Origin of the sequence: Salinicola lusitanus, from assembly GCF_038648475.1 — a bacterium.
Lineage (GTDB): Bacteria > Pseudomonadota > Gammaproteobacteria > Pseudomonadales > Halomonadaceae > Salinicola > Salinicola lusitanus.
The window spans coordinates 1,691,693-1,709,911 of the sequence record NZ_CP151919.1 but is presented as its reverse complement, the minus strand read 5'-3'; the positions used below and the strand labels follow the sequence as shown (position 1 = coordinate 1,709,911).

The window sequence follows — 18,219 nt, the reverse complement described above, 5'->3', positions numbered from 1 at the left end:
CCTCACGGAAATCGGCCATGGCAACGTCCCCGAAAAAAGGCAACCTTAACGCTCAAGCCTTCGACACCCTGCGCAGAGACATCATCTCCTGCACGCTGAAGCCTGGCACCACTATCACCGAAGCCTGGCTCACCGAGCACTACGCCCTGGGTAAGGCGGCGATCCGCCATGCCCTGGCGCGACTCACGCAACAAGGGCTGACCCTCAATCAGGGGCGACTGGGCTACACCGTGGCCCCGATCACCATCAAGAGTATTCGCGACAGTTACCAGGCGCGCCGGCTGATCGAGCCGGAGCTTTGCCGACTGGCGGCCGGGCGACTCGACGGCGACAAGCTACGCGCCCTGCGTGACTGCAGTTCGGCAAGCTACGACCGTAACAGCGCCGCCGAGATGATCGCTTTCTCTCAGGCAAACCACCGGTTTCATTGCCTGATCGCTCATGCCGCGGGCAACGACCGTCTAGCGCGACTGATCGAGGAGCTGTCGGACGATCATATGAGAATCGCCTATGTCAGCATGGTATATGGTCAATCGAGCGAGTACTGGAACGATGATCACGCAGGCATCGTTGCGGCGCTGGAAAGCGGTTGCGGGGACGAAGCGGCGAGATTGATGACGGAGCACCTTGCCTCGGGCGAGGAGGCGATCATGAAGGCGATTCTCAACCTTCCTGAGCTGCTGGAGACCTCGCTGAGTTCTTCGTGATCTCGGCCTATAAGGTAGGGTCGCCCGCACGTCCGCGCGACAACTTGCTAAACTGACGGGGCAAGCGATTCGATACCGATCATCTCTCCACGCGCACGCTAAAGGGGTCCCATGGCCAGCAAGAAAGACAACACCGCGAGTCGACGCAACATCAAGTCCTGGTTGACCGATATGGATGGCGTCCTGGTCCATGAGAACAAGGCCATTCCCGGCGCCGCGGACCTGATCAATCAGTGGCGGGAGCGGGAGATTCCGTTTCTGGTACTGACCAACAACTCGATCTTCACCCCCCGCGATCTCAGCGCGCGCCTGCGACACAGCGGCCTGGAGGTCCCCGAGGAGAAGATCTGGACCTCGGCACTGGCGACGGCGGCGTTCCTGCGCGACCAGGCACCGGGGGGCTCGGCCTTCGTCGTCGGCGAGGCGGGCCTGACCACCGCGATCCACGAGGCCGGTTTCATCATGACCGATGCCAAGCCGGACTACGTGGTGATCGGCGAGACCCGCTCCTACTCCTTCGAGGCGATCACCAAGGCGATTCGGCTGATCAACCAGGGCGCCCGCTTCATCTGCACCAACCCGGACGCCACCGGGCCCAGCCAGGAGGGCGTGCTGCCGGCCACGGGCGCGGTCGCCGCGCTGATCACCGAGGCGACGGGGCGCAAGCCGTACATCGTCGGCAAGCCCAACCCGATGATGTTCCGCTCGGCGCTCAACAAGCTCGGCGTCCACTCCGACGGTACCGGCATGATCGGTGACCGCATGGATACCGATATCGTCGCCGGCATCGAAGCGGGCATGCACACGGTGCTGGTACTCAGCGGCATCGCCGACAAGGCGGAGATCGAACGCTACCCGTTCCGACCCAAGGAGATCATGTCCTCAGTGGCGGAACTGGTCGACAAGTAGCCTCGGAGACGCATCGAGGCGGCGCTCTCCGCGCCGCCTCGCTTCAAGTCTCCGACAGCAGACGCTCACCCAGCAACCGGCCATTCTCGAGGCAGTCCCCGACCGCGATCCCCCCGCGCCAGTTGCCCGCCAGGTGCAGCCTGGGATGGGCCTGAAGCGCCGCGTCCAGCGCCTCGATGCGCTTCAGGTGGCCGAGTTCGTACTGTGGAATCGCCCGTGGCCAGCGGATGACGCGCTGCCATACCGGCTCGCCATGAATCCCCAGGAGATCACCAAGATCGTCGATCACCTGCGCGACCTGGGCCGCATCGTCGCCGTCGGCGGCATCCGGGTCCTGGCGGCCGCCGATGAAGACATTGAGCAGCTTGTGCCCCGCCGGTGCCCGATGGGGAAATAGCGTCGACGAGAACAGCGCACCGAGCGTGCGCCGCCCCTCCGAGCGGGGAATCAGCACCCCGAAGCCATCCAGGGGGTGGGCGATCTCCTGCTCGCGAAAACCCAGCGCGATGGCGTTGACCGGCGGATAGGCGATCGCCGCCAGCGGCTCCGCCAGGGCCGAGTCCGTGGGCGCCAGTAGTCGTGCCGCCACTGGAGCCGGCACCGCGAGCACCAGCGACTTGGCGCGCCACACCTGCCCTAGGCGGTCCTTCACCTCCCAGCGCTCGCCGTCACGATGCACGCTGACGATATCGCACCCGGTGTGGATCGCGGCCGTCGGCTGCGCGTCGATTCGCGTGGCCAGGCGGTCGGCCAAGTGCTGGAGACCGGCGGGGAAACTGACCAGTTTGCCGCGCCACTCGGCTGGCACCGGCGAAGGCTCGCGGCGAGCCTGGCGCAGGCGCTTGAGACCGCCGAGGATCAGCGAGCGGTGCTCGCGCTCGATGGCCGCCAGCCGCGGCATCGCTGCCTGGACCGACAGCCGGTTCGGATCACCGGCATGGACGCCGGAGACGAACGGATCGACCATCCGCGCGAGAATCCGTGGGCCGAGGCGGCGTTCGACGAAAGCGGCGAGGGTCTCCTCCGCTGCGCTCGCGCGAGCGATGAAGGGTTCTCGAACCAGCCGTGACCAGCCACGCCAGCCGATGAGCGGGCTGGTCAACGCCTCGGCCGGTGTCATCGGCAGCGCCACCGGTTTGCCGGCCATCACCACGTAGCGCTTGTTGGCGATGGCGTTGGCCGGCTGCGCCTCGTCGAGGAGATCGAGCTCCTCGAGCAGCGCGTAGAGCGGGGGTTTCATGATCACGGTGTTGGGACCGTGCTCGATCTGCCATTCGCCGTCGCGCTCGGTGCGCAGGTTGCCGCCCACCCGGTCGTTGCTCTCGAGCACGGTGACCTTCTGGCCGCGCTTGGCAAGCGCCCAGGCAGCGGCGAGGCCGGTGGCCCCGGCACCGACGATCAGGGTGTCGGACGGGGCGTCATGTCGGTCGGCAGGCGTGTCGGCCGGGGCATCTGGAGCATGGCTGGTCATGGGAGCTCGCGCGGGAGAGTGTCATGTGAAGTCTACGCAGACATCGTTCGCCCCGCATCCAGCCGGCGTGCGGCGTCTTGCCGCCACGCCGGCCGGTGGAGCGCTCACTCGCCGGACTCATTCAAAGGGCTCACTCGTCGCGCCCGCCCGGATGACAGCCGGGCGCCGCGACATAGAGGTCGCAGTCCGGCATCACGGCGGTCTCCTCGTGCGGCGTGCCCGCCGGTGCCCAGTCGTAATCCACGAGCTGCGCGCGGTAGACCTGATTGGTGACGTAATCGTCGCTCGGCATCGACTTGCCGAAGAACGGGCTCACGTACTCCCACACGATCTCGCCTTCCGGCGTGACCTGGAACAGTCGGCCGTTCTGGCCCTCGTCGATCAGCGTATTGCCGTTGGGCAGCCGCCGCGCGCTCGAGATGAACGAGCTATAGAAGGTGTAGGGCGAACGTCCCGACATGTTGCCGGTGTACTGCCACACGATCTTGCCGCTGCTCGGGTTCACCTCGATCACACGGGAGGAAGAGAAGAATCCCTGCTTCGACGGCGGGAAGCCGGCATTGCCCTGGTTGTCGAAGATCAGCAGATTGCCGGCACCCGGCAGGCCCTCGGGGATGAGGTGGACGTCGTGGGACCCCACTGTCTGATCCACGGGACGGCCAAGCTTGCCATTGAGCTGCAGGGCCGGCAGGTCGGGGCCGATACGCCAGACGATCTCGCCGCTCTGCCGGGCGACGATGAACGTGACGTTGGCGTTGCGCGAATTGACCAGGATATTGTCCGGCGCGAAGCGCTCGTCGCCGGCGTCGTACCAGCGATTGGCCCCCACCGGTACGGCGGTGTTCAGATGCAGGAAGTCGGGATCCTCGGAATCCTTGAGCGAGCGAAGGCCGGCATCGGAGAACCCCATCTCGTCGAGATGATCGCCCGCCTTCCAAGTCCATACCACCTGGCCCTCGTCATCGACCTCCTCGATACCGTTCTCGATGATCGGATAATCGAACCCGTTGAGTTCGCGTAGCTCGGCTGTCATCACCAGGTTGTTGCCGTTGGGCAGCCTGCGCATGTCGTGATGCTGGTAGACCGGATCCTGCTGGCTGCCCCACCGCCACTTCACCTCGCCGTCCCAGTTCACCTCCGCCACGGAGGCGTTGGTGAGCCCGTTGCCGGGGCTGGCATGCTCGGGGAGCTTGTCGGCCCTCGCCAGTTGCACCAGCAGATGCCCTCTCTCGCCGCCAGCCTGCTCGGCGGAGAGCGGAATGGGCGGGAAGCTCTCGTAGTCCCAACGGTGCACTTCGTTGCCGTTCATGTCGATCAGGTGGGTCTTGCGATCGCCGCCGGGGAACAGCACGAAGCCGTTGTAGGCCCGCTCGGGATCGTAGTAGGTCGTACCGGTGGGAAAACTGCTGGGCAAGGCCAACGCCGTGGTCGCCGTGGCCATCAGCCAGGCGCCCAGCAGTCCCGCAACGGATCCTTTCCGTGACATCATCGCTCGTCGCTCCTTCGTCGAGTGCCGCCCTGTGCGGGCCTGGCCGGCACGACAGCATGCCGGCAATCCTGATCTCACCGATGATAGTCATGATTCATGGCCATCGGCTTTCCGATAGACCCTCGCCACGCCATTTCGATCCCCGCACGCCAATGTTTAGCGTCTAGGCGGTTGCCGGCAGCCGTTCGGTGAACTCGGCGATCGTCATCGGCTTGGAAAACATCGAGTAGTCGTAGCGGATCGCGGCATCGTGCTCGGCCTCGCTGGTCGCGGCGACGCCGTCGGTCAGCGTCAGCACCTCGAAGCCTTTCTCGTAGCCCGAGCGCATGGTGGATTCCACGCAGCAATTGGTCAGAAATCCGGCCAGCGCAATGGTTTCGATACCCTTGCTGCGCAGGATGAAATCGAGGTTGGTCGAGGCAAAGGTATCCAACCCCCGCTTGCCCTCGATGACGATGTCACCGGCCTGCGGCGTCAGCGCATCGCAGATCTCCGCACCCCACTCGCCCTTGACGAAGGCGTTGCCCTCGACGACACCCGCGAGGATGCCGTAGGGCTGGGCGGTGATCTCGCCATAGCCGGGTGCGAAGTGGATCGGCGCGTGCAGCACGCTGACTCCCGCCGCGCGTGCCGTGGCGACGAGACGCTGGGTCTTGGCCAGCATGTCGTCACGCGCCATGACGGCCTTGACGGCCTCGTGGAGTACGCCACCGGGGGTGGTGAAGTCGTTCTGGAATTCGATCAGGACCAGGGCGGTCTTGACCGGATCAATGCGCTGGGAGAGAGCAGATGTCATGGCGGGAGGCTCCTGACAGGGGTGGACTCGCTGTCGTTCAGCGTAGTCCATCCCCGGCCACGAAGCAGTGGTGGTGGCTAGCCGTAGACGCCCTGACTGCGCAGATAGTCGTCGTAGCTGCCGCTGAAATCGACGATGCCATCCTCTTTCATTTCGATGATGCGGGTCGCCAGCGAGCCGACGAACTCGCGGTCGTGACTGACGAAGATCAGCGTGCCGGGGTAGTTGTCCAGCGCCAGGTTGAGCGCCTCGATCGACTCCATGTCGAGGTGGTTGGTGGGCTCGTCCATCACCAGCACATTGGGCTTCTGCAGGATCAGCTTGCCGAACAGCATGCGCCCCTGCTCGCCGCCGGAGATCACCTTCACCGACTTGCCGATATCGTCGTTGGAGAACAGCATGCGGCCCAGCGCGCCGCGCACGGTCTGCTCGCCTTCGGTGGTCCACTGGCGCATCCACTCGAACAGCGTCTCGCCGCTCTCGAAATCGGCGGCGTGGTCCTGGGCGAAATAGCCCACTTCCGCCGCGTCGGTCCACTTCACTTCCCCGGCGTCCGGGGCCATCGTGCCGACCAGGCAGTTAAGCAGTGTGGTCTTGCCGATGCCGTTGGGGCCGATGATGGCGACCCGCTCGCCGGCCTCGACCTGCAGCCCGAAACGCTCGAACAGCACGTTGTCGCCCCACGCCTTGGAGAGCTTCTCGGCGGTCAGCGCATGGCGGTGGATCTTCTTGCTCTGCTCGAAACGGATGAACGGGCTCACCCGCGAGGAGGGCTTGACCTCCTCGAGCTGGATCTTGTCGATCTTGCGCTGGCGCGAGGTCGCCTGCTTGGCCTTGGACGCATTGGCCGAGAAGCGGCTGACGAACTGCTGCAGCTCGGCGATCTCGGCCTTCTTCTTGGCGTTGTCGGCGTGCAGCCGCTCCCGCGCCTGGGTGGCAGCGATCATGTACTCGTCGTAGTTGCCCGGGAACAGCCGCAGCTCGCCGTAATCGAGATCCGCCATGTGGGTGCAGACGCTGTTCAGGAAGTGGCGGTCGTGGGAGATGATGATCATGGTCGAGCTGCGCGCCCGCAGGATCTCCTCCAGCCAGCGGATGGTGTTGATATCCAGGTGGTTGGTGGGCTCGTCGAGCAGCAGCACGTCGGGGTCGGAGAACAGCGCCTGGGCCAGCAGCACGCGCAGCTTCCAGCCCGGGGCGACCACGCTCATCGGCTGGGTGTGCTGTTCGAGAGGAATGCCCAGTCCCAGCAGCAGCTCGCCGGCGCGGGCCGCGGCGGTATAGCCCTCGAGTTCGGCGAAGCGCACCTCCAGGTCGGCGACCTTCATGCCGTCCTCGTCGCTCATCTCCGCCTGGGAGTAGATACGCTCACGCTCCGCGGTGACTTCCCACAGCTCCTCGTGACCCATGATCACGGTGTCGATCACCCGCTCGTCCTCGAACGCGAACTGGTCCTGGCGCAGCTTGCCCAGCCGCGTGGTGACGTCCTTCATCACCTGGCCGCCGGTCGGCTCCAGATCGCCACCCAGGATCTTCATGAAGGTGGACTTGCCGCAGCCGTTGGCGCCGATCAAGCCGTAGCGATGGCCACCGCCGAACTTGACGGAAACATTCTCGAACAGCGGCTTGGGGCCAAACTGCATGGTGATATTGGCAGTAGAGAGCACAGCGGGGAATCTCGCGGAAACGGCGTGAATGAAACGACGACAGAGGGAACGAAACGACGACAGCCGAGGCAGGCTCGACTGTCGTCTTGGACGTTCGTCTCATGCGGATTGTACGCGCATGCGGCGCCCACTCATACGCCACATAGCGATAGATTGCGCAGAGCCCCCGTGTTCGGGCTTTCACTCGCCGCGGGGAAAGCGCTGGGACGCCTCGACGATGTTGAGATCCATGTGGTTGCGCATGTAGCGCTGCGAGGCGTCCTGCAACGGCTGATGATCCCACGGGTAGTAGTGGCCGTTGCGCAGCGCTTCATAGACGATCAGCCGCTGGGCCTGACTTTCGCGGACTTCGGCGTCGAAGCGCTGCATGTCCCAGCGCTCGCGGACCTTGGCCTGGAATTCCGCCAGCGTCTCAGCGTAGTCCGGGTCGTCGGCCAGGTTGCGGGTCTCGTGCGGATCGGCCTCGAGATCGAACAGCTGCGGCGGATCGAGCTCGCAGTGGTTGAACTTCCAGCGCCCTTCGCGAATCGTGACCAGCGGGGCCTGGGTGCCCTCGGCGGCGTACTCCATGTAGACCGGCGCCTCGCGGGTGCCGCCCCGGGCCAGCGGCAGCAGCGACTGGCCATCGGTCCAGGGGGCCACCTCGGAGAGATCGATCCCCACCAGGTCGGCCAGGGTGGCGTTGACGTCGATGGTCGACACCGGCGTCTCCACCGAACGCGGCGCCAGTCCCGGCGCGGCGATCATCAACGGGACTCTCGAGGAGCCCTCGAACGGGCTCATTTTGAACCACAGCCCTTTCTCGCCGAGCATGTCGCCGTGATCGGAGCAGACCACGATGATGGTGTTGTCGAGCATCCGGGTCCGCTCCAGCACGTCCAGAATCGAACCGACCTTGTCGTCGATATAGGAGATATTGGCGAAATAGCCGCGGCGTGCCCGGCGCACGTGCTCGGGCTGGATATCGAACTGGGTGTAGTCGTTGGCCTCGAAGATCCGCCGACTGTGCGGGTCGAGCTCGTCGAAGGGCACCACAGCCTGCTCGGGATCGAGGTGCTCGCAATCCTCGTAGAGGTCCCAGAACCGGCGACGGGCGACATAGGGGTCATGGGGGTGGGTAAAGCTCACGCACAGCGCCCAGGGCCGCGAGTCGTGCCCGCGGGAGAGATCGAACAGCTTCTGCTCGGCGTGGAAGGCGACCTCGTCGTCGTACTCCATCTGGTTGGAGATCTCGGCCACGCCGGCGCCGGTGACCGAGCCCAGGTTGTGATACCACCAGTCGATTCGCTCGCCGGGCTTGCGGTAATCCGGCGTCCAGCCGAAATCGGCGGGATAGACATCGGTGGTCAGCCGGGTTTCGAAGCCGTGCAACTGGTCCGGCCCCACGAAGTGCATCTTGCCGGAGAGGCAGGTCGAATAGCCGGCCCGGCGCAGGTGATGCGCCCAGGTCGGCACGGCGGAGCGAAATTCCGCGGCATTGTCGTAGACACCGGTGCGCGACGGCAGCTGTCCGGACATGAAAGCCGCGCGACCCGGCGCGCACAGGTAGCTCGGGGTGTAGGCGTTGTTGAAGTTGACCGCGCGCCTGGCCAGCTTCTTCAGGTTCGGCGCGTGCAGAAAGTCCGCCGGCCCGTTCTCGAACAGGGTACCGTTCAGCTGATCGGCCATCAGCACCAGAATATTGGGTCGTGTCATGCATTCCCCCTGCGTCGTTGTCTTGGCGTTCGAATATCGTCAGCTTGCGCTTCGCGGAAGGAGTGGCGCAAACGATCAATTCGACGCCTGAGGCCAAGTGGGGCTTGGGCTAGGCGATACGCCGCCAGGCTCCGTCGTCGGCACCTTTCCCGAAACTTGCCGGACGGCGTCGAGGCGATGGCGTCCTTCACGCATCGCCGTTGTCTCGTCCCAAAGGACGCCGTTTCCTTCAATTTTCATCGACCGCCCTTCGGTAGCCTGGTAGCCACGAGTCGAGACGTCCACGGCCGCCGCAAAGGTGCGCGACAAGGCCCTGACCCGCTCGATTCGACTGCGACTTTCCGCTATCACACATCGAGAAGGGCTGATCATGTCACCGAAACTGGAAGTCTTGACGCCAGACAACTGCCAGATCATTTTCATCGACCAGCAGCCGCAGATGGCTTTCGGCGTGCAGTCCATCGACCGGCAGGTGCTGAAGAACAATGTGGTGGGGCTGGCCAAGGCCGCCAGCATCTTCGGCATCCCCACGACGATCACCACGGTGGAAACGCTCAGTTTCTCCGGGCATACCTTTCCCGAACTGCTCGCCGTCTTCCCGAATCTTCCGATTCTCGAACGTACGTCCATGAACTCCTGGGACGACCAGAAAGTGCGCGACGCCTTGGCCACAAATGGCCGCAACAAGGTCGTCGTCGCCGGCCTGTGGACGGAAGTGTGCAACAACACCTTCGCGCTTTCCGCCATGCATGACGCGGACTACGAGATCTACATGGTCGCCGACGCCTCGGGTGGCACCTCGAAGGATGCTCACGATTACGCCATGCAGCGCATGATTCAGGCCGGCGTGGTACCGATGACGTGGCAGCAGGTTCTGCTCGAATGGCAGCGCGACTGGGCGCGCCGCGATACCTATGACGCCGTCATGGCACTGGTCAAGGAGCATTCCGGCGCTTACGGCATGGGTGTCGACTACGCCTACACCATGGTGCACGGCGCCGAAGAGCGCGTGAAACACGGCCCGACACAGGAACCGGTTCCCGCGCGTTGACGCTCGATACCCGAGGGCCGCTCGCGACCGTCATCCCCACGGCGACGTCGGGAGCGCGGCCGACGCGTTCGGCCCATCTCCGCCCATCGTCCTGAAAGGCGCACGCAGCCATGAAGCTCTACCTGCTCTCCATCGGTGCCGGCGTGCTGGTCGGCATCCTCTACAGCCTGCTCCAGGTACGTTCACCGGCGCCACCGCTGGTGGCGCTTCTGGGCCTGCTGGGCATGCTCTGCGGCGAGCAGGTGATTCCGGTCGCCAAGCACGTCCTGGGCGGCACCTCGCTGACATCGGCCTGGCACAGGGCCGATTGCAGCAATCACATTCTTGGCGTGCTGCCGGGGCGGAACAACGGGGCCTCTTCGAATCCGTCCCCCGACTGCCGCACTCCCAGCGACCCCGCCACTCGCCCGCTCGATCCCGAGGATCCCCGCTCATGAATCGCACCGCCAACGCATCGCCGGATCTGATCCTGGTCAATGGCCGGTTCACCACGCTGAACCCCTCGCAGCCACGGGCGGAAGCCGTCGCCATCCAGAGCGGCCGGTTTTCGAAGGTGGGTTCCGTCAGCGACGTCATGGCCCTGGCGGACGCCAGTACGCAGGTCATCGATCTCGGTGGCAAACCGGTACTCCCCGGGCTGATCGACAACCATATCCACGTCATCCGCGGCGGCTTGAACTTCAACATGGAGTTGCGCTGGGACGGCGTGTCATCCCTGTTTGATGCCATGCGGATGCTCAAGCAGCAGGTCGCGATCACGCCACCGCCGCAGTGGGTCCGCGTCGTCGGCGGCTTCACCGAAAACCAGTTCGTCGAGAAGCGCCTGCCCACGCTCGAGGAGCTCAACGCGGTGGCACCGGATACCCCGGTGTTCATCCTGCATCTCTACGATCGCGCCCTGCTCAATGCCGCCGCACTACGTGCCGTCGGCTATACCCGGGAGACGCCCAATCCTCCGGGTGGCGAGATCCAGCGCGACGCCAACGGCAACCCCACCGGTCTGCTGCTGGCGAAGCCCAACGCCACCATTCTCTACGCGACGCTGGCCAAGGGTCCCAAGCTGCCGTTCGACTACCAGCTCAATTCGACACGCCACTTCATGCGCGACCTGAACCGGCTCGGGGTGACCAGCGTGATCGATGCCGGTGGCGGCTTCCAGAACTACCCCGACGACTACGCCGTGATTCAGAAGCTGGCGGACGACGGTCAGTTGACGATACGCCTGGCGTACAACCTGTTCACGCAGAAGCCCAAGGAGGAGAAGCAGGACTTCCTGAACTGGACACGCTCGACGCGCTACAAGCAGGGCGACGATTACTTCCGCCACAACGGCGCCGGCGAGATGCTGGTCTATTCCGCCGCCGACTTCGAGAATTTTCGTCAGCCGCGCCCCGAGATGCCGGCGGAGATGGAAGGCGAGCTGGAGGAAGTGATCCGAGTCCTCGTCCAGAACCGCTGGCCATGGCGTCTGCACGCCACCTACGACGAGACCATCAGCCGTGCCCTGGACGCCTTCGAGAAGGTCAACGAGGAGACACCGCTGGATGGCATTCACTGGTTCTTCGATCACGCCGAAACCATCTCCGAGCGTTCCATGGAACGGATCGCGGCGCTGGGCGGCGGCGTCGCCGTGCAACACCGCATGGCGTACCAGGGCGAATACTTCGTCGAACGCTATGGCGCCAAGGCCGCCGAGGCGACACCACCGATCGCCAGGATGCTCGAGATGGGCGTGCGCATCTCTGCCGGTACCGATGCCACACGGGTCGCCTCCTACAACCCTTGGGTATCGCTGGCCTGGCTGGTAACCGGCAAGACCGTCGGCGGCCTGCGCCTCCATCCGCGACACCACTGTCTGGATCGCGATACCGCGTTGCGGATGTGGACCGAGAACGTCGCCTGGTTTTCCAACGAGGAGGGCAACAAGGGCCGGATCGTCGAGGGTCAGCTGGCCGACCTGATCGTTCCGGATCGGGATTTCTTTGCCTGCGCCGAAGACGAGATCGCCCATACCAGCTCGCATCTCACGGTGGTCGGGGGACGCGTGGTCTATGCTGCCGCCGATTTCGCAGGATTGGACGACGCGCCGCCGCCGGCCATGCCGGACTGGTCGCCAGTGAATCGTTACGGTGGCTACGGCGGCTGGAGAGAGGCCGAGATGGCCACCAACCCGCCCCCGATGATGCGTGTCTCCGCCTCCACCTGTGGATGCGGTACGGGTTGCGCCGTGCATGGCCACGATCATGCGCGCGCCTGGGCCAGTCAGGCCCCGGCCTCGGACCTGAAGGCCTTCTGGGGCGCGCTCGGCTGCGCCTGCTGGGCGGTGTGAGGTGAACCTGAGAAGCACGCGTAACCCGCGCTGGGTCGCGGCCCTGGTGAGTCAGCCCGGCATCCTGAGGCTGGCTCGGACCGGACTGGCTTCTGCCTACCTGGTCGGCGGTCTCGATAAACTCTGGCACTTCGAGGCTGCCATACAGGAGCAGGCCCATTTCGGCCTTCACCCCGCCGGGCTGTGGGCAACGCTAGCGGTCGTCATCGAACTGACCGGTTCGTTGAGCCTCATCTTCAATCGCTGGACATGGCTCGGTGCCGGTGCGCTCGGCTGTCTGACGCTGGTGGCAATGCTGGTCGCCAACGATTTCTGGAACCTTGCCGGCAAAGCCCGCTTCGTGGCGATGAACGGTTTCTTCGAGCATCTCGGGCTGATCTCCGCGCTCATTCTCGTGACGCGGCTCTGCGACACGCCATTCGTCGACGCGCCACTGCCGGAGAAGCCGTCGAGGGAAACATCATGAAGCATGAAGACACCGTACTCGCCGGCATCGCGGGCTACGTCGATACGCTGGGCTTCGTTGCCCTCTTCGGGCTTTTCACCGCCCACGTGACCGGCAACTTCGTGCTGATCGGGGCACAGGCCGGTGGCTTCGCCGAGGGTGCGCTCATCAAGCTGATGGCGTTTCCTGCCTTCGTGATCGGCGTCGTGCTGAGCAGCTTCCTGGTCAGGTGGCTACCGCGGCCTCTGGCGCCCAGTGTGCTATATGGTACTCAGACGGTATTGCTGCTCGCCTTCTGTCTGACGGGCATTCGCCTCTCACCGGTGGTCGACCCCGAGGATATCAGCGTGATCCTCTGCGGCATGACCGGCGCCATGGCAATGGGCATACAGAACGCCCACAGTCGTCTGATCGTGCGAGTCGGCGTTCCCAACACCGTGATGACCGGAAACGTGACCCAGGCCGTGCTCGATATCATCGAACTGATCGGACGGCGCTGCTCCCAGGAAGTCCGGCAGGCGGCCAGGGGGCGCCTGTCCAGGACCCTGCCGGCAGTGGCGGCATTCGGGCTCGGCGCCATCGCCGGTGCCGTGGCCTATCGCGAGATGCTGTTCATCGCGCTGCTACTGCCCGTGGCGCTGCTCGCCGCGATGACGCTGATCGCCTGGCGTCGACGTCCATTGGCGCGAGACGAATCCGCCGGGGCGGACGTTGAACGCTAGCGCGATACGCTCCCATGTCACTCCCTTCCCGGTGGCAAGGCCACCGGGCACCACCGGACTGGAAGTTCCAGTCCGACGTTACGACAACCCGACACTGTAAGAGGAGTGCTTCCGATGACAACGATCACGACCCGCGATGGCACCGCCATCTACTACAAGGATTGGGGGAGCGGTCAGCCTATCGTCTTCAGCCACGGCTGGCCGTTGTGCGCCGATGCCTGGGAGAGTCAGATGATGTTCCTGGCCGAACAGGGTTTTCGCTGTATCGCCCACGACCGCCGTGGTCACGGTCGTTCCAGCCAACCGTGGCACGGCAACGAGATGGATACCTACGCCGACGATCTGGCCGAACTGATCGAATCGCTGGATCTGCAGGATGCGATTCTGATCGGCCACTCCACCGGCGGCGGCGAAGTCGCGCGCTACATCGGACGCCACGGGACCCGGCGCCTCGCCAAGGCAGTGCTGGTGGGCGCGGTGCCCCCCATCATGGTGGAAAGCCCCAACAACCCCAACGGTCTGCCGATGGCGGTCTTCGACGGCATCCGCGAGGGCGTGGCCAAGGACCGTTCGCAGTTCTTCCAGGACCTGACCACACCGTTCTTCGGCGCAAACCGCGACGGGGCCGAGGTCAGTCAGGGCATGCGCGATGCCTTCTGGCAGCAGGGCATGATGGGCGGCCTGAAGAACGAGTACGACTGCATCAAGGCGTTCTCGGAGACCGACTTCACCGACGATCTGAGAGCCTTCGACATTCCGACGCTGATCATTCACGGCGACGACGATCAGATCGTGCCCATCGCGGGCGCGGCTCGCCTGAGCGTGGAACTGGTCCCCGACGCCCGACTGACGGTCTACGAGGGTGGCAGTCACGCGCTGGCGGACACCCACAAGGACCAGCTCAACGCCGATCTGCTCGCGTTCGCCCGCTCCTGACAACTGGCCGGCGCCGCCAGGCGCCGGACTCGACTCCCCACTGGCACCGATGCTCACTCTCGGCGCGACCGACCAAAACGAGGGGCGAAGCCTCGCATCATGCGCAGTCACCGGGCGATTCCGACGTGAAGCGGACCGTCGTTTTCATCCACGATATTGGCCAGACGCCCGCCTGTTGGAACCTCTTCGTCAGCCGCTACGGCGCCTGTGACTATCTTTGTCAGGCACCCGCCTGGCCATGGCTTGCAACGACGCCAGGGACCGTATCCTCGACCCCAGGGTCCGGACCGTCGATCAAGAGCGTCGTCGATCACTACGCCGACTGGATCGGGTCGATGTCGTTTCCCCCCCTGCTGGTCGGCCACGGTTTCGGCGGTCTTGTCATCCAGCTGCTGCTGGATCGCGGCCTGGGCGCTGCCGGTATCGCGCTGTGCCCGATACCGCGCCGGGGCCACTGGAAGTCGCTGTTCCCGTTGCCGCCCCCTGCGCCAACGCTGGGGGCGGGCGACGTGCCCCCGCGGTCGACCGTGATGCCACGCCGGCTGCTGCTCGACGTCACGCTGGGCATCGGCACCGCCATCGACTACGCCAACGACGAGCGGGGACCACTGCTGCTGATCAGCGCGGGGAAGAGTCGCCGGGTATCGAGTGCCAGCGTCGCCGCCTGCTACCGACGCCATCGCCGCTCGATGGCCATCACCGCGCTGCGGGCGTTCCCCCATCACGGTGACTGGCTGATCGTCGAACCCGGCTGGGAAGCCGTCGCCGACGCCACGCTCGACTGGGTGCTAGACCCCGAATGACGCCAAAGACGGAGGCTGGGTGTAGTATCGGACACCCGGGTGTCCCTCCAACTCGACCGGCGAATACGACGCCGGCGCATCGCCGTAGGAAGGTCGGCATGAAACCTACGTCACCGCTCTGGCTGCACGCGCCGCGCCGTCGGTCGATCCTTCTCTGGCTATGGTGGGTCTGGCTGCTGATGCCGCCCAAGGCGCTGGCCCTGGATCCGAACCTCGCGCTCCAGCAGCTTCACCACCGCAGCTGGAGCGGGACCGCCGATGCGGGCGGGCCTGGCCAGGTCGGTGCTATCGCCCAAACCCCGGATGGCTACCTGTGGCTGGGCACGCACTACTCGCTGTTTCGATTCGACGGCAATACCTTCGAGCGTTATGTCTCGCTGGCGGGAAAAACCGTGGGGACCGTGTCGTCCCTGCTGGCGCTTCCCGATGGCGGACTCTGGGTAGGTCTTCGACGTGGGGGGATCAGCCTGATTCGCAACGGCGAGCTCACCGACTATGCGCCAGGCGCGGAGTTCCCCAGTGGCGCCGTCTATGGGCTGGCGCAGGATCACGACGGCAACGTCTGGGCTGCCGCCAACGATGGTCTGGCGCGCTTCGACGGCAATCGCTGGCATACCGTCTCGGCCGACCAGGGCTTCCCCGGCAACAACGCTCGCTCGGTCTTCGTCGACCGGGACGGCACGCTCTGGGCCGCCAGCGAAAACCGGCTTTTCTACCTGCCCCGCGGTCATCGTCGATTCCTCGCTGTCGACCAGCCGGTGGGCTGGATCAGTCAGATGACCCAGACCCGCGACGGCACCCTGTGGATCGCCGAACTCTATCCCGGCCGCGTGCGCCCCGTTCTGCCTGATGGCAAGGCTTCGCCATCCATCGATGTCGTTTCTCTGGGCCTGGCCGCGGATCGCGACGGCAACCTGTGGATCGGTAGCCAGGGCGATGGCCTGCTGCGATTGCCCGCGCACGACGTCTCGTCGACCGACGCCGATCCGCCTGGCGATGCGCTTCAACGCTATGTCCATCTCGATGGTCTTAGCGCCGACGATGTCGAGCCCGTCTTCGAGGACGGCGCGGGCAATATCTGGGTCGGCACCAGCGCGGGCCTGGACCGCTTTCGAGTGGCGACCCTCACGCCAGCGACACTGCCCGACGGCACCCGCAATGTCGCGTTGGCCACGGATGCGTCCGGCACGTTGTGGGCAGGCTCCAGCAATCGCCCGGTCATGCGCCAATCGACAGGAGAGTGGCTGGCGACCGACGTACCGCCGCCCATCACCAGCGCTTTCAGCGATACCGCGGGCGACGTGTGGCTGGGCGGTCCGAACGGTCTGTGGCGAGCGCATCGAGGTGTGCTGAGCCAGCTCACCGCGTTGCCGCCGGCCGCCCATGCTGAAGCGAGCGTGCGCGCCATGGCCCGAGATGGAAGTGGTGCTCTGTGGGTCTCGATCAACCGGCTGGGCCTGTTCCGTTGGCAAGACGGAATCTGGCAGCCCACGCGCCCGCCGACGAGTCGCCCGAGTCAAACCATGCCGGTCAGCGCTGCCAGCGATGCCCGGGGCCGGGTCTGGTTCGGCTACCGGGACGATCTACTGGTCAGACGAGGCGAGGATGGTGTTCGACAATGGGGGCCGCCGGAGGGTCTGGATGTCGGCAATGTGACGGCGCTCGCCCCGTCATCCCAATCTCTGTGGGTCGCAGGCACCAACGGCGTTGCCCTGTTCGATGGCGAACGCTTCCACGCCATCGCCAAGGGGGCCCCGTTCACCGGCATTCATGCGATCATCGAAACCCGACCGGATAACGCGAGCGAACATCGCGCCGTCCTGCCGCCACTGGCCCCTTTCGTACCGGGAGACCTGTGGTTGCACACGCAATCCGGCATCCTGCGGGTTCCGGCGGCGGAAGTCGCTCGAGTGCTAGACGATCCTGGCTATCGTGTTCGCTTTGACCGCTACGAAGGGGATGGCGATCTTCCCAACGATGCTTTTCGTATCCATCCGGTGCCCAGCGCCATCCGGGGTCTGGACGGTCGTCTATGGTTCGCCACTGTCACCGGCGTGGTCTCGATCGACCCGCATCGGAGCCAGGATCGATCGCCACCGCCCGAGCCCCGGATCACGGCGGTCTCGGCAGATGCCAGCACCTACCCCCCGGCTGCCCGGATTTCGCTCTCCAGTCGACCCAGGCGTGTCGTGATCGACTACACCGCGATCGACCTGGCCCGTCCCGACAGTGTCCACTTCCGGTTTCGCCTGAACGGCTACGATGCCGATTGGCAGGATGTCGGCAATCGTCGTCAGGCCATCTACACCCAGTTGGGCGCCGGCGATTACCGCTTCGACGTCGCGGCCGCGAGCAGCAACGGCATCTGGCACCCCCAGTTTGCGAGCGTGACGCTGCACGTCGCCCCCGCCTTTTATCAAACCTGGCTCTTCCGCGGGCTGTGCCTGCTGACGATGGCCACCGCGCTGTGGGCCTTCTATCGTTATCGGATGCGCCAGGCGGCGTTTTATCTGCGCGCTCGGCTCGAGGCGCGCCACGCCGAACGCGACCGTATCGCCCGCGAACTGCATGACACGCTATTGCAGAGCATCCAGGCGCTGGTGCTGCATTTTCAGGCCGCTGCCGACAGGATGCCCGCCGAGGATCCGGCTCGTCAGGCAATGACCCGGGCCCTCGAGCGTGCCGACGAAGTCATCGACGAAGGTCGTGAACGCGTGATCTCTCTGCGCCGCGCCTCGACCCGCGACAGTCTCGTCGCGCGCTTGTCACGGGTACCGCTGGAGTGGCCCTCCGCCCACAGCGTCACTTGCCGGGTCGTCACCCGGGGCCACCCCAGGCGCTTGCATGCCCAGATCGACAACGAAGTGTACTGGATCGGCCATCAGGCGCTGAGCAACGCGCTTCGCCATGCCGGGGCCACGCAAGTCACCACAACGCTCAGCTATGAGAAAGAGGGCTTACGCTTGTCTGTCAGCGACGACGGCATGGGGATTCCCGGCCATTATTTGACGTCTTCGGGCCGCCCTGAACACTGGGGGCTGTCCGGCATGCAGGAACGCGCCCGACAGCTCCGAGGGAGGCTGACGATCGATAGCCGGGCTGGCGTCGGGACCACGGTCCGCCTGTCGGTGCCGGCAGCGGAGGCCTATCGAAGCCAAGCCCGGTCATGGCGCCGATGGCGATTGGGGAGAGCCTGAGC

At 65.2% G+C, this 18,219-nt stretch carries 15 protein-coding genes; 10 read left to right on the top strand and 5 right to left on the bottom strand.

Annotated features, from left to right (window positions below; all coding sequences use genetic code 11):
* Positions 1-17 precede the first annotated feature (17 nt).
* Together AAGT95_RS07880 and AAGT95_RS07875 are read left to right on the top strand one after the other, a co-directional pair.
* Complete coding sequence (locus tag AAGT95_RS07880) at positions 18-707, top strand: GntR family transcriptional regulator (protein WP_110715596.1); 690 nt, start codon at positions 18-20, stop codon at positions 705-707.
* 111 nt (positions 708-818) lie between these two features.
* Positions 819-1,616 (top strand): HAD-IIA family hydrolase, encoded by a 798-nt coding sequence (locus tag AAGT95_RS07875; RefSeq protein ID WP_110597697.1) that lies wholly within the window; start codon positions 819-821, stop codon positions 1,614-1,616.
* A 43-nt stretch (positions 1,617-1,659) separates the two neighbouring features.
* Here AAGT95_RS07875 and hemG read toward each other — a convergent pair whose 3' ends face one another.
* From hemG to betC, 5 genes are all read right to left on the bottom strand, one after another.
* Entirely contained in the window at positions 1,660-3,087 is a 1,428-nt protein-coding gene (gene hemG, locus AAGT95_RS07870) for a protoporphyrinogen oxidase (protein WP_342596115.1), read from the bottom strand.
* A gap of 130 nt (positions 3,088-3,217) precedes the next feature.
* Complete coding sequence (locus tag AAGT95_RS07865; protein ID WP_342596114.1) at positions 3,218-4,576, bottom strand: aryl-sulfate sulfotransferase; 1,359 nt, start codon at positions 4,574-4,576, stop codon at positions 3,218-3,220.
* Between the two features lie 163 nt (positions 4,577-4,739).
* Positions 4,740-5,372 (bottom strand): cysteine hydrolase, encoded by a 633-nt coding sequence (locus AAGT95_RS07860; protein WP_342596113.1) that lies wholly within the window; start codon positions 5,370-5,372, stop codon positions 4,740-4,742.
* A 77-nt stretch (positions 5,373-5,449) separates the two neighbouring features.
* Positions 5,450-7,039, bottom strand: a complete 1,590-nt coding sequence (locus AAGT95_RS07855) for an ABC-F family ATPase (RefSeq protein WP_342596112.1) — start codon at positions 7,037-7,039, stop codon at positions 5,450-5,452.
* Between the two features lie 180 nt (positions 7,040-7,219).
* Positions 7,220-8,734 carry a choline-sulfatase gene (gene betC / locus AAGT95_RS07850; RefSeq protein ID WP_342596111.1) on the bottom strand — a complete coding sequence of 505 codons (1,515 nt, stop codon included), beginning with the start codon at positions 8,732-8,734 and terminating at the stop codon, positions 7,220-7,222.
* 370 nt (positions 8,735-9,104) lie between these two features.
* Between betC and AAGT95_RS07845 the strand changes: the two genes are divergently transcribed.
* The 8 genes from AAGT95_RS07845 to AAGT95_RS07810 all read left to right on the top strand — a co-directional run bounded on the left by AAGT95_RS07845 (position 9,105) and on the right by AAGT95_RS07810 (position 18,217).
* Positions 9,105-9,785: a hydrolase gene (locus AAGT95_RS07845; protein WP_198655630.1), complete on the top strand. Its 681-nt coding sequence runs from the start codon at positions 9,105-9,107 to the stop codon at positions 9,783-9,785.
* 110 nt (positions 9,786-9,895) lie between these two features.
* Positions 9,896-10,222 (top strand): XapX domain-containing protein, encoded by a 327-nt coding sequence (locus tag AAGT95_RS07840; RefSeq protein ID WP_110707074.1) that lies wholly within the window; start codon positions 9,896-9,898, stop codon positions 10,220-10,222.
* Complete coding sequence (locus AAGT95_RS07835) at positions 10,219-12,114, top strand: amidohydrolase (protein ID WP_342596110.1); 1,896 nt, start codon at positions 10,219-10,221, stop codon at positions 12,112-12,114. Before AAGT95_RS07840 ends, AAGT95_RS07835 begins: the two co-directional genes overlap by 4 nt.
* 1 nt (position 12,115) lies before the next feature.
* A complete protein-coding gene (locus tag AAGT95_RS07830; RefSeq protein WP_342596109.1) occupies positions 12,116-12,580 on the top strand; it encodes a DoxX family protein in 465 nt (154 codons plus the stop codon).
* Positions 12,577-13,281 (top strand): YoaK family protein, encoded by a 705-nt coding sequence (locus AAGT95_RS07825; RefSeq protein WP_342596108.1) that lies wholly within the window; start codon positions 12,577-12,579, stop codon positions 13,279-13,281. Before AAGT95_RS07830 ends, AAGT95_RS07825 begins: the two co-directional genes overlap by 4 nt.
* 114 nt (positions 13,282-13,395) lie before the next feature.
* Complete coding sequence (locus AAGT95_RS07820; RefSeq protein WP_342596107.1) at positions 13,396-14,217, top strand: alpha/beta hydrolase; 822 nt, start codon at positions 13,396-13,398, stop codon at positions 14,215-14,217.
* A 335-nt stretch (positions 14,218-14,552) separates the two neighbouring features.
* The gene (locus tag AAGT95_RS07815; protein WP_342596106.1) at positions 14,553-15,020 is read left to right on the top strand and encodes a hypothetical protein; all 468 of its coding nucleotides are present in this window, start codon (positions 14,553-14,555) and stop codon (positions 15,018-15,020) included.
* Between the two features lie 98 nt (positions 15,021-15,118).
* Positions 15,119-18,217, top strand: a complete 3,099-nt coding sequence (locus AAGT95_RS07810) for a sensor histidine kinase (RefSeq protein WP_342596105.1) — start codon at positions 15,119-15,121, stop codon at positions 18,215-18,217.
* The last annotated feature ends 2 nt before the right edge of the window (positions 18,218-18,219 follow it).